14 protein-coding genes are annotated in these 13,529 nt (G+C 64.6%); 6 read left to right on the top strand and 8 right to left on the bottom strand.

What is annotated here, in order from left to right:
• Positions 1–29: 29 nt before the first annotated feature.
• Together HCR76_RS01325 and HCR76_RS01320 are read right to left on the bottom strand one after the other, a co-directional pair.
• Positions 30–1,532 carry a peptide MFS transporter gene (locus HCR76_RS01325; RefSeq protein WP_166985557.1) on the bottom strand — a complete coding sequence of 501 codons (1,503 nt, stop codon included), beginning with the start codon at positions 1,530–1,532 and terminating at the stop codon, positions 30–32.
• An 80-nt stretch (positions 1,533–1,612) separates the two neighbouring features.
• Positions 1,613–2,338, bottom strand: coding sequence for a PIG-L deacetylase family protein (locus HCR76_RS01320; RefSeq protein WP_166985560.1), 726 nt, complete (start codon positions 2,336–2,338; stop codon positions 1,613–1,615).
• A gap of 107 nt (positions 2,339–2,445) precedes the next feature.
• Between HCR76_RS01320 and HCR76_RS01315 the strand changes: the two genes are divergently transcribed.
• Positions 2,446–3,324, top strand: a complete 879-nt coding sequence (locus HCR76_RS01315) for a DNA-formamidopyrimidine glycosylase family protein (RefSeq protein WP_166985563.1) — start codon at positions 2,446–2,448, stop codon at positions 3,322–3,324.
• A 26-nt stretch (positions 3,325–3,350) separates the two neighbouring features.
• Here the strand turns inward: HCR76_RS01315 and HCR76_RS01310 are convergent, their stop codons facing one another.
• From HCR76_RS01310 to HCR76_RS01290, 5 genes are all read right to left on the bottom strand, one after another.
• Positions 3,351–4,367, bottom strand: a complete 1,017-nt coding sequence (locus tag HCR76_RS01310) for an enoyl-CoA hydratase/isomerase family protein (protein WP_166985566.1) — start codon at positions 4,365–4,367, stop codon at positions 3,351–3,353.
• A gap of 110 nt (positions 4,368–4,477) precedes the next feature.
• Positions 4,478–6,445: an ABC1 kinase family protein gene (locus tag HCR76_RS01305; RefSeq protein ID WP_166985569.1), complete on the bottom strand. Its 1,968-nt coding sequence runs from the start codon at positions 6,443–6,445 to the stop codon at positions 4,478–4,480.
• A 49-nt stretch (positions 6,446–6,494) separates the two neighbouring features.
• A complete protein-coding gene (locus HCR76_RS01300; RefSeq protein ID WP_166985572.1) occupies positions 6,495–7,322 on the bottom strand; it encodes an SDR family oxidoreductase in 828 nt (275 codons plus the stop codon).
• Between the two features lie 21 nt (positions 7,323–7,343).
• Positions 7,344–8,144 carry an enoyl-CoA hydratase/isomerase family protein gene (locus HCR76_RS01295; RefSeq protein WP_166985574.1) on the bottom strand — a complete coding sequence of 267 codons (801 nt, stop codon included), beginning with the start codon at positions 8,142–8,144 and terminating at the stop codon, positions 7,344–7,346.
• A gap of 9 nt (positions 8,145–8,153) precedes the next feature.
• Positions 8,154–8,912 (bottom strand): SDR family NAD(P)-dependent oxidoreductase, encoded by a 759-nt coding sequence (locus tag HCR76_RS01290; RefSeq protein ID WP_166985577.1) that lies wholly within the window; start codon positions 8,910–8,912, stop codon positions 8,154–8,156.
• A gap of 254 nt (positions 8,913–9,166) precedes the next feature.
• On the opposite strand from HCR76_RS01290, the gene HCR76_RS01285 reads away from it, so the two are divergent.
• From HCR76_RS01285 to HCR76_RS01265, 5 genes are all read left to right on the top strand, one after another.
• Positions 9,167–9,793, top strand: coding sequence for a TetR/AcrR family transcriptional regulator (locus HCR76_RS01285; protein ID WP_166985580.1), 627 nt, complete (start codon positions 9,167–9,169; stop codon positions 9,791–9,793).
• A gap of 26 nt (positions 9,794–9,819) precedes the next feature.
• Positions 9,820–10,632, top strand: coding sequence for an ABC transporter ATP-binding protein (locus HCR76_RS01280; protein WP_198248113.1), 813 nt, complete (start codon positions 9,820–9,822; stop codon positions 10,630–10,632).
• Complete coding sequence (locus HCR76_RS01275) at positions 10,629–11,363, top strand: ABC transporter permease (protein ID WP_166985583.1); 735 nt, start codon at positions 10,629–10,631, stop codon at positions 11,361–11,363. Before HCR76_RS01280 ends, HCR76_RS01275 begins: the two co-directional genes overlap by 4 nt.
• Positions 11,364–11,431: 68 nt before the next feature.
• Positions 11,432–11,725: a DUF6412 domain-containing protein gene (locus HCR76_RS01270; protein WP_166985586.1), complete on the top strand. Its 294-nt coding sequence runs from the start codon at positions 11,432–11,434 to the stop codon at positions 11,723–11,725.
• Between the two features lie 107 nt (positions 11,726–11,832).
• Positions 11,833–12,651, top strand: coding sequence for a YidC/Oxa1 family membrane protein insertase (locus tag HCR76_RS01265; RefSeq protein ID WP_166985589.1), 819 nt, complete (start codon positions 11,833–11,835; stop codon positions 12,649–12,651).
• Between the two features lie 79 nt (positions 12,652–12,730).
• On the opposite strand, the gene HCR76_RS01260 is transcribed toward HCR76_RS01265, so the two are convergent.
• The gene (locus tag HCR76_RS01260; RefSeq protein WP_166985592.1) at positions 12,731–13,504 is read right to left on the bottom strand and encodes a GntR family transcriptional regulator; all 774 of its coding nucleotides are present in this window, start codon (positions 13,502–13,504) and stop codon (positions 12,731–12,733) included.
• Between the last annotated feature and the right edge of the window lie 25 nt (positions 13,505–13,529).

Below are 13,529 nucleotides of genomic sequence, written 5' to 3'. Positions count from 1 at the left end.
CAGGCATACAGAACGTGATCGGTGCACTGTCAGCGCACGCCACGCATGAGCCCCCGCACCCACGGCGAGATCGCCGCAACAATGATGCCAAGCACAATGGCGATGCCGCCGATGATGCTGAAGTACGTTCCCTCGGGCAACGACTCGTACAGACTCGCAAGCTGCCCCGACACAGCAGAGCCGAGAGCGATCGAGAGGAAGAACAGCGCCACCATCTGCGCCCGCATCGAGCGCGGCGCAAGCTTTGTCGACACCGAGAGGCCGACGGGTGAGATAAGAAGCTCCGCAATCGTGAATACGAAGAGAATGAGAACAATGGCGAAGAACGGAGTAGTCGCCCCCTCTCCCCCAGACCAAATGAGGAAGATCAAGAACGCCACACCGACACCGGCTGTGCCGAGACCGAATTTGACGGGCGTCGACGGCTGACGTGCGCCCCACTTCGTCCACAGCGCCGCGAACGCACCGGACAGCAGAATGATGAAGATCGGGTTGATCGACTGCACCCAGGTCGGCGGGATCGCCCAGCCGAAGAGGTTGAGGTCCAGGCGCTGCTCGGCGTAGATCGGGATCACGGTGAACTGCTGTTGGTATAGCGACCAGAACGCGCTCGAGGCGAGGAAGAGCGGGATGAAGGCGAAGACGCGGTGTCGCTCCGTAGCATCCAACTTTCGGCTCGTAAGCAGCACGATGAAATACGCGATCGCTGCAAGCACCGTCACCGCGATCACGATTCCCGGCAGATTGTCGGCGCGGATCACACCGGTGAGGCATAGGCCGACAACGACAGCGACAGCGACGACACCAATGAAGGTCCAGGTGAGTCGCCCGGCGCCAGATAGCGGGTTCGGCACTTCGCGGGCGCTCGCTGGCAGGCCCCGACGACCGATCGAGTACTGGATGAGCCCGAGAACCATGCCGACGGCAGCCGCACCGAAGCCGATGTGGAAACCGACGCTCGACTGCAGGGCCCCGGTCACGATCGGGCCGACGAACGAGCCGAGGTTGATTCCGAGATAGAAAAGCGAGAAACCGGCATCCCGACGCGTGTCGTCCTGAGAGTACAACGTGCCGACCACGCTTGTCGCGTTGGCCTTGAGGCCGCCGCTGCCGAGAGCAACGAGAATCAGTCCAATGCCCACTCCGACGAACCCCGGCAGAAGCGCGAGCGCCACGTGACCGCACACGATGATGATCGCGCTCGAGAACAAGACGCGTTCCGAACCGAAGACTCGGTCGGCGAGCCAGGCGCCGAGAACGGTCGACAGATAGACCCCGCCCCCGTAAGCGCCCACGATTCCGGCGGCAGCGGCCTGCGGCATCCCGAGGCCGCCGTCAGCGACGGAGAAGTACAGGTAGTAGATGAGGATGCCCTGCATCCCGTAGAACGAGAAACGCTCCCACATTTCCACTCCGAAGATGTGAGCGAGCGCTCGCGGCTGACCAAAGAACGACCGCTTGTGCGACGCGTCGGCACCCTGCGGGGAGAGATCAGATGAAGTCGTGTAGGTCGGGGTATCTCCGGAAGCCATGGCCGCCAGCTTAAGCAGAGAATATGAGTGTGACGTTCATGCTGGCCGAGTGCGTAATCAGCATCACTCCGCTACATGTGCTACATGTTGTAGAGATCGAAGCGCACGTAGCGCTTCGAAGCATCCGGGCCGCCCGTAACGCTGAGAACCTGGCGGGTCGCCTGATCGAGAATCGGGTCGCCACTGAGCGCGGCAAGGTACTGTGCGTGCTCGACGAGTGACGCTATCGCGGCATCCACCCCATCGGAGACCTCGACCGCGTGAGTTCCGGTTGGGCTGTTCACCGCGACGTGATGCACGCCTGCCCACGGTTCGAAACCGTCGTCTGAAAGGTCGGGAAAGATCCACTCGTTGGCGGCGTCTGAAACGGCATCCATGACTGCGAGGCCGAATGCACGGTGATCGGCGCTGTTCCACGCGCCGGGGAACCACGTCTCGTGGAAATTCATGGTGACCACGAACTCCGGCCTGTGCCGTCGAATGGTCTCGGCGATGTCGCGTCGGAGGATGGATGAGTACTCGATTGTGCCGTCGCGGTGGTCGAGAAACTCGAGTTCACTCACGCCGACGTGGGCGATCGCCCGGCGCTGCTCGGCCTCGCGAACGCGCGCGGACTCATCGGGCTGCATCCCTGCGATACCCGCCTCGCCACGCGTGCCGAGAACGTAGCGCACGTCCTTGCCCGCGGCCGTCCACGTCGCAACGGCAGCACCGACGCCGTACTCGGGATCATCTGGATGCGCCATGATCACGAGTGCGCGCTGCCAGCCGTCGGGCAATGGAGTGAGATCGGAATCGCCATCCATGTCTTTACGGTAGACGTCGAGCACGGCGATTGTCGAGACCAGAACGTGAGCCTTTCCGCGGCCTACACGGGATGCGCGATGTCGGTGGGCTGACGCATACTGGTGTCGTGCCCGAGTTGCCCGAGGTTCACGCGCTCGCCGGCGACCTCAAGCGGAGGATCGGCGGCCACATTATCGAGCGGCTTGATGTGTCGGCCATCTCAGCACTGAAAACCGTCAGCATCCCGCTGTCAACGTTTGACGGTCGCACTGTCGACGACGTCACACGGCACGGGAAGTTCCTCGATCTGAGCGTTGGGCCAAATCACCTGATCCTCCATCTCGCTCGCGCCGGATGGATCAGATGGCGCGATTCTGCCCCAAAAACCTCAGCCCGCCCCGGCAGAGGCCCGCTTGCCGCGCGGCTCATGCTCTCGGGAGACGAGGGTGTGCAGGCTGGATCGGGGCTCGACATCACCGAGGCGGGAACGAAGAAGAGCCTCGCGATCTACGCCGTATCCGATCCGGTCGATGTTCCCGGCATCGCGCGCCTCGGCCCCGATCCTCTCGACGCCGCGTTCACGCTCGATGTATTCCAGAAGATTCTTGCGACAGCCGGCCGGTCGCAGATCAAAGGCGTTCTGCGGAATCAATCGCTGATCGCAGGAATTGGAAACGCCTACTCCGATGAGATTCTGCACGCTGCGCGCATGTCGCCGTTCAAACCAGCAGACATGGATGCCGACGACGCGGCGCGGCTCTATGACGCGCTCCAGCTGACACTCAACGAAGCCGTTGCCCGAGCCGATGGCCTCGCGGCCGCAGACCTCAAGCGCGAGAAGAAGGCGCATTTGCAGGTGCATGGCCGGTTTGGCGAGGCCTGCCCGGTCTGCGGAGACACCGTGCGGCAGGTGATCTTCTCTGACTCCACATTCCAGTACTGCCCCACGTGTCAGACCGGCGGCAAAGTGCTCGCCGATCGGGTGCTGTCGCGCCTGCTGAAATGACCCGTTGAGGATCGTGCGCACGGTGATCAGGCGATCACGCGCTCGACCTCGGCGACGTCGACCTCGGCAAGCGTGGCTGGATTCCACCGCGGCGCATTATCTTTGTCGACGACCCGCGCACGAATGCCCTCCACGAGGTCGGGGCGGTCAAGCAACCACGACGATGTGCGGTACTCCTGATCGAGTACGTCGCCTAGTTGGTCGCGCTGCCCCGAGCGACGCACCCCCATAAGAGTTGCCACGAGACTCGTTGGACACAGCTCGGCGAGCTCCGACAACGCCGCGCGGGCGGCATCCGTGCCCGCGGCCACCAGCCGATCGATGATCTCGGGAACCGTCTCAGCGCTGTAACAGGCGTCGATCCACCGCTGCTCTGCCGCCAACGGCGCTGGCCCCGGGTCTACCTCGAGACGCGCGACTGCCGCAGTCGGTTCTTCGCCCGCAAGCAGCGCATCACGCAGCATGGGCAGGCTGGTACTCGGCACGAGGTGATCCGCAAAGCCGCACCAGACGGCATCCGCGCCCGACATGGTCGCGGCGTTCAGACCGAGATACGTGCCGATCTCGCCCGGCGCACGCGACAGAAGCCATGTTCCGCCGATGTCCGGTGCGAGGCCGATGCGCGTCTCAGGCATCGCGATCTTCGAGCGTTCCGTCACAACCCGGATGCTGCCGTGCGACGCAACGCCGACACCGCCGCCCATCGTGACACCGTCCATCAGGACTGTGTAGGGCTTGGGGTAGTTCGCGATGACAGCGCACAGCGTGTACTCGTCGCGCCAGAAGTCACGCGTGTCGTTGGGGCGATCGTCGAGAACGTTCTCGCGCAGCCCGCGAATGTCGCCGCCCGCGCACAAACCCCGGTCTCCCGCCCCGTCGAGCAGCACCGAGTGCACACGGGAGTCTGTTCGCCACTGACCAAGCGCGTCGCGGATGCTGATAATCATGCGATGTGTCAATGCATTGATCGCGCGCGGCCTGTTGAGGGTGAGATGCCCGACACCGTTCTGAACGCGAGCACGCACCTGGGGTTCATCGCTCATGCCCTCACGCTACCGCGCGCCCGGTCGTCCGGTTCAGATTCATGTGTCGATTTCGGCGGTTATCCGGCGGCTATAGCTCCATAATCGCCAGATGAACGGCGAGCACGCACCTATTCACGGCGCCTGATGCGAAACGCGTCGAACACCACACGCAGCGTCAGCAGTCCGGCGAGCACGACGAGCAGGTAGCCGAAGATCTGAAACAGGGTGAGAGTCTCGGTGATGCGCGGCCCGGCCTCGGTGACGAGCAGAATGACCGCCATCATGCCGAGGGCTCCTGCGAGGAAGGTGACTGCCGCGAGATTGACGAGGTTGGTGACAAGGCGGCGTTCGCGCTTGTCGGCGAAAAGTCGGATGTTGACGGTGAGCCGTCCATCGGCGAGGTCACCGCTCACCTTGTCGACGCGCGCGGGCAGTCGGCGCAGCATAGGGAGCATCGATTCGAGTTCGCTCTTGACATTTGTGAACGCTGCCTGGGGAGAGAACCCCGCGTCGATGCGTTCACGCGCGTAGTCGCTCGCCTCGGTGAGCAGATCAAACGATGGAGTGAGCACCCGAAGTGTTCCCTCAAGGGTGGCGACAGCGCGAAACGCCGACGCCAGCTCCAGCGGAACGGCGATGCGGCTCACCGTCAGCAGCTGAACCATCTCGTTGAACACACCCACGTCGAGCGTTGCTCCCGGGCCCAGGCGCGTCGCAACGAATGCACCGATCTTGCGGCGAAGAGCAGGTTCGTCGATGTCGTCGGGCATATCAACGAAGCCGAGAAGCGCGTCGGTGAAAGCCTGCGAGTCACCGCGGTAGAACGCGAAGAGCACGGCACCGATCTGCGCGCGCATGAACGAGTCGAGCCGCCCGACAAGCCCGTAGTCGAGCAGCACGATGTCATCGTTCGGAGTGAGCACGATGTTGCCGGGGTGAAGGTCGGAGTGAAACACACCGTCGTCGATGATCTGCACGAGCGTCGACCGCAAAAGCCTGCTGGCGAGCCGCTGTCGCCGAACGTCAGACCGCGCATCGCGCGCCTGCGGGGTGCTGAGGGTGTCACCATTGATGAGCTCCATCACGAGCACCTTGCCCGTGCAGAGTTCGGGCATGTGCTCGGGCACACCAACGCGTTCGTCTGTGGGATGCTTCCGTTGGGTGATGCGCATCGCCGACATGTTGCTCGCCTCGATGCGATAGTCCAGCTCGCTCTGCAGACTCGTCGAGAAGTCCCGGGCGACAGACAGCATCCCCATGTCACGTGCCCAGGCTGCCGTGCGTTCAAGCTTGGTGGCCAGCCTGACGGCGATGTCGATGTCGCGCTCGATAAGCGGCATGACGCCCGGCCGCTGCACCTTCACAGCCACATCGCGCCCGTCTCTCAACCGGGCGCGATGAACCTGGCCAATGGATGCCGAGGCAAGCGGCTCGGCCTCGAACGATTCGACGACCTGCTCAAGAGGCGCCCCCCACTCCGCCTCGAGAAGCTGCCGAACGTCGTCCCACTCCGCGGGCAGAACCGATTGCTGCAGGGCGCTGAGCTCATCAAGGAACTCTGCGGGAAGCAGGTCGCCGCGTGTGGAAAGCATCTGGCCGAACTTGACGAATGCGCCGCCGGCGCTTTCGAGGGCAACGCGCAGGGCGGCTGCCTGCCGCATCCTCTCATTGTGTCCCGTCAGCGAACTGTCGAGGTTGGGCCTGAACGGCAGAAGACCGCTGCGCAGGGCGATGCGTGAGATCTCGGTGTAGCGCCTGCTGCGCTGGGCGCCGCCCACGATGGCGGGCCACCATTGGTCGGGTCGCGGAACCGTGCCTGCGGGAACGATCAGCTCGGCGATCACCAGAAACGCGATTGCGACGAAAAAGACGATGCCGACTTGCAGAGGAATGAGCGCCGGCGTGTAATTCGCGTTGCCCCAGACGAACTGCGACTCGAACCCGATCTGTGCGCCGAGGCCCAGTATGCCGGCGATGCCGAGCCTGATGATGCCGATGCGAACATCGAGAATTCGGGTGGCGAATGCCGAAAGCACGAACATGAACACCACGGTGATCGCGCCGAGAACGACAACGTCTACTACAACTGTGCCCATGTGCTGCCTCCAACGCCCACGGTATCTCAGCCCCGCGGACCACGGCGGCTCAGAGGAAGATGTCGGGGAACAGCTCTGATTCGTCGACGCCGGGAGAGTACTGCGACAGGTCGGTGACGCCGGCTTCTGCGAGCACCTCCTCGACGATCAGTGACTGTGCCGTGTACTCGCGCGCGGGCTTCAGCAGCACCTCGTATGCGGCATCCGCGTAGATCTGCGGTGTTCGGCTGCGGGCGATCATCTTCTCGCCGCCGAGAATGTTGCCGACCGCCGCAGTCTTGATGGTGGTGCGCGGCCAGAGCGTGTTGGCGGCGACGCCCTCGCGCGCGAACTCGGCGGCCATGCCGAGCGTCGCCATGCTCATGCCGTACTTTGCCATGGTGTACCCGGTGTGCGCTCCGAGCCACTTCGGGTCGAGGTTGATGGGCGGGCTGAGCGAGAGAATATGCGGGTTCGCCGCCTCCTTGAGATGGGGCAGCGCCGCGCGCGAGAGCATAAACGTGCCGCGCACATTGACATCTTGCATGAGGTCGTAGTGCTTGGGCTGAAGGTCGAGAGTGCGGGCGAGGTTGAGCACGCTCGCGTTGTTGACGACAATGTCGACTCCCCCAAACTCGCCCACCGTCTCGGTGACCGCACGCACGATGTCGTCGTCGTTGCGCACATCACCGACAACGGCGATCGCCTGCCCTCCGGCATCCCGAATCTGCTCGGCGGCCGTATGCACTGTGCCCTCCAGCTTCGGGTGCGGGGTGTCGGTCTTCGCGAGCAGCGCGATGTTCGCACCATCGCGGGCAGCTCGCAGGGCAATCGCGAGGCCGATGCCGCGGCTGCCGCCCGACATCAGAACGGTCTTGCCAGCAAGGGTGTCAGTCATTGTGCCTCCTGGGCGGCAGAGTTAGTTCTCGAGTGATTCAGGGGAAGCGGATGCCGTCGCTCGACGCGACGAACGGGCGGCAAACGCTGCGATGCGCGCTGCTGCGTCCGGTGTGTCGAACGCAGCTCCGATCGTGCGAGCCTCGTCGTCAAGCGCCGCCGCGTAGTCGGACTCAGCGCGCACAAGACGCTTCGCCTGCCCGAACGCTGCAGCCGCACCCGTCCCCCACGACTCGGCGATCTCTCGGGCGCGCGGTGCCAGCGCGGCATCCGATATCACCTCGTTCACGAGGCCCCAGTCGAGCGCTTCGTCCGCAGAGAGCCGGCGAGACATGAGCGTCAACTCGAGGGCGCGGCGCGTGCCAATAGCCTCGGGCAGCAATGTGCTCACTCCACAATCAGGAGTGAGGCCGATGTCTGCGTACTTCGAGGCGAAGCTCGCTGCCGTGCCGGCAACGATGTAGTCGGCGGTGAGCATGAACCCGAGGCCGCCGCCCGCGACTGCGCCCTGAACGGCGGCGACGATGGGTTTCGGCATCGCGGCAAACGTCTGGTGCCCGGCGTGAATCGCGTGGGCGAGCGTCTCGATCATGCTGCCACCCTCGGCAAAGCCAGCCATCGCCGCGACGTCTCCTCCCGCACAGAATGCTGGGCCTGAAGCGTCGAGCAGCACGGCGACGATGTCATCGCGTTCGGCGATCTCGGTTGCCACGTCGCGCCAGCGATACGCCGCCTCGTCATTGATCGCGTTGAGGCGCGTTGGTCGGTTGAGAGTGACGTGGGCGATGCCGCCGTCCACCTCAAACAGGATGCTGTCAGACATCGGTCTCCTTTATTTGGGGGCCATGCGAATGGCCCCGTCAAGGCGAATGGTCTCGCCGTTGAGATAGCCGTTGTCGACGATGTGCTCGACAAGTCGCGCGTACTCGGCGGGCCGCCCGAGGCGTGACGGAAACGGCACTTGCTCGCCGAGCGAGTCCTGCGCGGGCTGCGGCAGTCCGGCGAGCATCGGGGTTTCCATGATGCCCGGAGCAATCGTCATCACGCGGATGCCGTAGCGGGCGAGTTCACGCGCAATCGGCAGCGTCATCGAATGCACTCCGCCCTTCGATGCGGCATATGCCGGCTGTCCGATCTGCCCATCGAACGCGGCGACCGACGCCGTGCTCACGATCACGCCGCGCGAGCCGTCGTCGTCTGCCTCCGTCTGCGCCATTGCTGCGGCCGCGAGCCGAATCACGTTGAACGTGCCGATGAGGTTGACGCCAATGATCTTCGCGAAGGCATCGAGCTCAAGCGGCCCGTTCTTGCCGAGCACCTTGGCTGGCGGGGCGATGCCGGCGCAGTTGACAACGGTACGCAGCGGGCCGTGGGCCGTCGCGGCATCCACTGCCTTCTGAATCTGCTCGGGGTTCGTGACGTCGGCCGCGACGAACTCGCCGCCGATCGCTTCTGCCGCCTCAGCGCCCTTCGACGATTCGAGGTCGACGATCACCACGTGAATGCCCCGTGCAGACAGCCGACGCGCCGTCGCGTTGCCCAGGCCAGACGCCCCTCCCGTTACGAGTGCCGAAGTACCGTCAAGCGTCATTGCCATCCTCCCAAGCGTCGCGGCCGGTTACGGTGCGAGCCTATGCCGCACGGCTGTGTGCTTCCACCCGTTGTCGCGAGATGACCGGATGCTGCCGCCCTGACGGCGCGCGCATTGTCGACGCCCTACAACTCACTGCGCTGTGTGTTCGTCGTGCCCGGCCCGCAAATCTGTCACATGCGGGTGCTCGGACCTGTCCGCGGCGCGTGCGCGCGTCGGATGCGTCGGGCGCGTCGACGCGTAGGCTGTTGAGTGTGGCAGAGTCACCGTCGAAGCCCCGCCGGCGAGGGCGACCGCGCAAGGATCTGCGCGGCGACACGCGTGCGCAGATCGCGGATGCTGCAGCCGCAGAGTTCTCTGAAAAGGGATACGAGGCAGCATCCGTCCGATCAATCGCGCGCCGTGCCGGTGTCGACTCCGCTCTGGTGCACCACTACTTCGACACGAAGGCAGCGCTGTTCGCTGACGTCGTGAAGCTGCCCGTCCGCCCGGACCGCATTGTGAAGCGGGCGCTTGATGCCCCACTCGAGCGCCTGGGCGAATCGCTCGTGAACACGGTGCTCACAGCGTGGGAAGACTCGAAGGTGAAACCTATTGGAATCACCGTGCTGCGCTCCGCGGTCAGCGGATCCGCAGCGGGCGGGCTGATCAGGCAGTTTCTGGTGCGCGAGCTGATGAGCGCCATTGCCACGAAGCTCGAAGAATCCGGAATCCCTGAACCTGAGGCCACGGTGCGCGCCGAACTGGTGCTCACGCAAATCGCCGGGGTCCTCATCATGCGACATGTCGTGGGGGCCGATCCTCTCGCGTCGCTTCCGGTTGACGTGGTGATCGCGCGCGTGGCCCCCGCGGTGCAGCTGCATCTCGACGGCCCCGCGTAGCCACTGCTTGCTTGACAGAGACTGCAATGGAGCGTTTAATTCATCGTGTGATGAATAATGCGATCGAGATACGCGGGCTGACTGTCCGTCGCGGTCGCGCCACCGTCATCAACGGCCTCGACCTCACGGTGCCGCGCGGCGCGATCATCGGACTGCTCGGCCCGAGCGGGAGCGGCAAGACGACGCTCATGCGCACCATCGTCGGTGTGCAGATCGTGCACGGTGGCGAGATCACCGTGCTCGGCGAGCGCGCCGGCTCGGCATCGCTGCGACGTCGCGTCGGCTACATGACACAACAGGCGAGCATCTACGACGACCTCACGGTGCGTCAGAATCTGACGTACTTCGCGCGCGTGCAGGGCGCCACGGCATCCGATATCGATCGCGTCATTGAACGCACCGACCTCGGCGATCAGCGCGACCAGCTCGCCCGCACGCTCTCAGGAGGCCAGGCCAATCGCGTCTCACTCGCTGCCGCCATGCTGGGCTCCCCCGACCTTCTCGTGCTCGACGAGCCGACCGTCGGACTCGACCCCGTGCTGCGCGCGGACCTGTGGGGCATCTTCCGACGCATCGCCGACGACGGCGCCACGTTGCTTGTCTCGAGTCACGTCATGGACGAAGCGACGCGCTGCGACCGCCTGCTGCTCATGCGGGAAGGTGCCATCATCGGCGACACCACACCGACAGAGCTGCTCTCGAGCACCGGCGCAGACACCGCCGAGAACGCTTTCCTGCGCGTCATCGAAGCTAGCGAGAAGGGTGCGAATGCCGCCTCGCAGCGTGCTGCGGCATCCACTCTTCGTCGCCATGGCCGCCACGCGGGAGGCGCGCAATGAACCCGATGCGCACCCTCGCCACCGCGGGGCGGGTGCTGATGCAGATTCGCCACGATCCCCGCACCATCGTGCTGCTGCTCGTCGTGCCGAGCCTGCTCATCGGACTCGTCGCGTGGATCTTTGACGAAACGCCCGTCTTCGCCGACATCGGCCCCGCAATGCTCGCGCTGTTCCCGTTCATCGTGATGTTTCTCGTGACAAGCATCGGAACACTTCGCGAGCGCCGCAGCGGCACCCTCGAACGCTTGCTGTCAATGCCGCTGGGCCGCGGCGACTTCATTCTCGGCTACACACTCGCGTTCGGGCTGCTCGCGGTGCTGCAGACTGCCGTCGCCGTCGCGTATGCCACCTGGGTGTGCGGTCTCGAGATCGAGGGATCGATTTGGATGCTGTTTGCCGTCGCCGTAGCAGATGCCCTGCTCGGCACGGCGCTCGGGCTTCTTGCCAGCGCTTTTGCGCGCACAGAGTTTCAGGTTGTGCAGTTCATGCCGGTTTTCGTGTTTCCGCAGATCCTGCTTGGCGGCATCTTCCTTCCACGGGATCAGCTTCCCGACGTTCTTGAGACGATCGGCGACTGGCTGCCGCTGTCGCACGCGATCGACGCACTCACGGCGGTGTCGACGGGCGACGAAGACGCTGGCTACGTGTGGCTGCGCGTGTTGTTCATCGGGTGCTGGATCGTCGGCGCCATCGTCGTCGGCTCGCTGACGCTGCGTCGCCGCACTCCGTAGCTCACGCTTGCCAGACGACGCCCACACGCGAGTGGTACTCTGACCGAGTTCATCAGCGAGAGGTCACAGTGCTGCAGTACATCGAATTCATCGCGCGGTTCTTCGCCGCGGCATTCGAGCTGTCGGCAACGGACCACACGCTGTGGGAGCTTGCTCTCGTCGCCGCCATCGGGCTCGCGGGCACAGCCGTCGTGGTCACAACCCGCACGAGCTTCACTCCCGCGGTCACAGCGGGGACGCCGCGCACGAGCCGCATCTTGCCTCCACGCGACACGTCGCGCATGCTCTCGCAGAGCGCTCCGGATGCCGCAGGAAAACCGCGGCCCCGAGCTCCGGGCCTAGTCACCGCGACCGTCGCCTGACACACGTCGCTGCCCCGCCACCGCGCGCATTCTCGCGCCAGCTCTGGCTGCCCGACAGCATCCGTCGATGGTCACACGACTTCTACCAGACTCGTCGAAAGTGACACATGAACATCTACGAATTCGCGCCCATTGCGTGGCTCATCAACATTGCCCATACCGTTCTCACATTCTTGAGCGACATGCTCGCTCCCATCGCCGGCGGAGCCAGTGCCGCACTCGCCGTCATGCTGCTCACCGTGATCGTGCGCGCCTGCCTGATACCGGTGGGCCGCTCGCAGGTCAAGGCGCAGATCGACAGGCAGCGCATTGCGCCGCAGCTTCAAGAGCTGCAGAAGAAGTACAAGAAGAAACCAGAAGTACTGCAGCGCAAGACCATGGAGCTGTACCAGAAAGAGAAGGTATCGCCCCTGGCAGGCTGCCTGCCGATGCTGGCGCAGATGCCCGTGCTCATGGCCGTGTACGGACTGTTTCTTGTGCCCACAATCGGCGGTGAGCCGAACAACCTGTTGACCAACTCATTCTTCGGCACCGAGCTCGGAGACAGCCTTGTGCTGCAGATTCAGTCTGGTTCAGTGACGGTGACCTCGGGCATCATGTACGCCATCATCGTCGTCATCATTGCGGTTGTCGCGCAGGCGTCGCGCAAGATCCTCATGCCGCCGATGCCGGCACCCGCCCAACGTCCGGAACCCGCTCCCGGAATGCCGCAGATGCCCGACATGACGAACATCACCAAGGTGCTCAGCTTCATGCCGTTCATGACGGCGATCATCGCCACCTTTGTGCCGCTCGCGGCAGCGCTCTACCTGCTTGTCACGGTGTCGTGGACGCTCGGCGAGCGCGTCGTGCTGCGCAAGCTCATGGGCGCAGACAAGCCGGCAGGCGGAACGGATGCCGCGGGGGCGACGCCGAAGACCGCGTAGCCGCGGGCGTTCACCGCTCCCTCTCACCGAGGGGTTGGCATGTCGCCACCGCCTATGCAGCATGACGAGCGCAAGTCTGTCAGGTCGCCAGAACCTGCCGGATCTCGTCCCAGAAGCCAGTCACGTGGGCGCGTGCTGCCTGCTCCGCCGCGTCTGGATCTCGATCCAAAACGGCAGTGAGCAGCCCACGGTGCTCGTCGACGGCTTCGTCGAGCCGCTGCACCCGCTCCAGGCCGAGAAACCAGAGCCGCAGGCTCAGGGTGAGATACTCGGCCAACGTTGCTTCGAGGTAGCGATTGTGTGTGGCATGGTGAACGCAATGGTGCACGCGCTGGTCGAGCCGGATCAGCTCGCGCTGGCTCTCGGCACCGGTCTCGAGGTCGGCGAGCAGCTGGACTATTGCGTCCCGGTCGGCAACATCGGCCCGCTCAACGGCCAGCCGCGCCGCCAAGCCTTCGAGCTGGACGCGCACTTCTGAAACGCGCGCCAGGTCGCGCACGTCTACCGGGGCGACGACCGTTCCTCGCCGGGCGTAGATCTCAATAAGTCCCTCGCTAGCGAGGCGCCGAATCGCTTCTCGCACAGGGGTACGGCCCAGTGCCAGCTGTGCCATCAGCTCTCGTTCCTCCAGCGCCGTACCCGGCTTCAGCTGGAGGGTGACGATGAGGTCGCGGATGAGGTAATACGCGACACCGGAGAGCGACGTTGCGTGCGCGTCTGGTGGCGGCATCACGGTCAGGTCGGCCAACGAGACGTTCGCTACCCGTGGTCTCGAGGTCGCCACCCTGGCCGAGGGCCCCGTGAGCGCCATCCCTGGCTCGGCGGGCCCTGGCCTCGATCTCGCACGAACCATGGCCAATTCCTCCACACTGATATAT

Origin of the sequence: Paramicrobacterium chengjingii (genome assembly GCF_011751765.2) — a bacterium.
GTDB lineage: Bacteria > Actinomycetota > Actinomycetes > Actinomycetales > Microbacteriaceae > Paramicrobacterium > Paramicrobacterium chengjingii.
This window is presented reverse-complemented; position numbering and strand designations above follow the sequence as displayed.

What these genes read in the sequence shown, in the direction of transcription:
- HCR76_RS01310 (WP_166985566.1), bottom strand. Translation starts at nt 4,367, where the DNA reads ATGAGCGATGAACCCCAGGTGCGTGCTCGCGTTCAGAACGGTGTCGGG.
- HCR76_RS01275 (WP_166985583.1), top strand. Translation starts at nt 10,629, where the DNA reads ATGAACCCGATGCGCACCCTCGCCACCGCGGGGCGGGTGCTGATGCAG.
- HCR76_RS01325 (WP_166985557.1), bottom strand. Translation starts at nt 1,532, where the DNA reads ATGGCTTCCGGAGATACCCCGACCTACACGACTTCATCTGATCTCTCC.
- HCR76_RS01280 (WP_198248113.1), top strand. Translation starts at nt 9,820, where the DNA reads ATGGAGCGTTTAATTCATCGTGTGATGAATAATGCGATCGAGATACGC.
- HCR76_RS01320 (WP_166985560.1), bottom strand. Translation starts at nt 2,338, where the DNA reads ATGGATGGCGATTCCGATCTCACTCCATTGCCCGACGGCTGGCAGCGC.
- HCR76_RS01295 (WP_166985574.1), bottom strand. Translation starts at nt 8,144, where the DNA reads ATGTCTGACAGCATCCTGTTTGAGGTGGACGGCGGCATCGCCCACGTC.
- HCR76_RS01305 (WP_166985569.1), bottom strand. Translation starts at nt 6,445, where the DNA reads ATGGGCACAGTTGTAGTAGACGTTGTCGTTCTCGGCGCGATCACCGTG.
- HCR76_RS01265 (WP_166985589.1), top strand. Translation starts at nt 11,833, where the DNA reads ATGAACATCTACGAATTCGCGCCCATTGCGTGGCTCATCAACATTGCC.
- HCR76_RS01260 (WP_166985592.1), bottom strand. Translation starts at nt 13,504, where the DNA reads ATGGTTCGTGCGAGATCGAGGCCAGGGCCCGCCGAGCCAGGGATGGCG.
- HCR76_RS01300 (WP_166985572.1), bottom strand. Translation starts at nt 7,322, where the DNA reads ATGACTGACACCCTTGCTGGCAAGACCGTTCTGATGTCGGGCGGCAGC.
- HCR76_RS01290 (WP_166985577.1), bottom strand. Translation starts at nt 8,912, where the DNA reads ATGACGCTTGACGGTACTTCGGCACTCGTAACGGGAGGGGCGTCTGGC.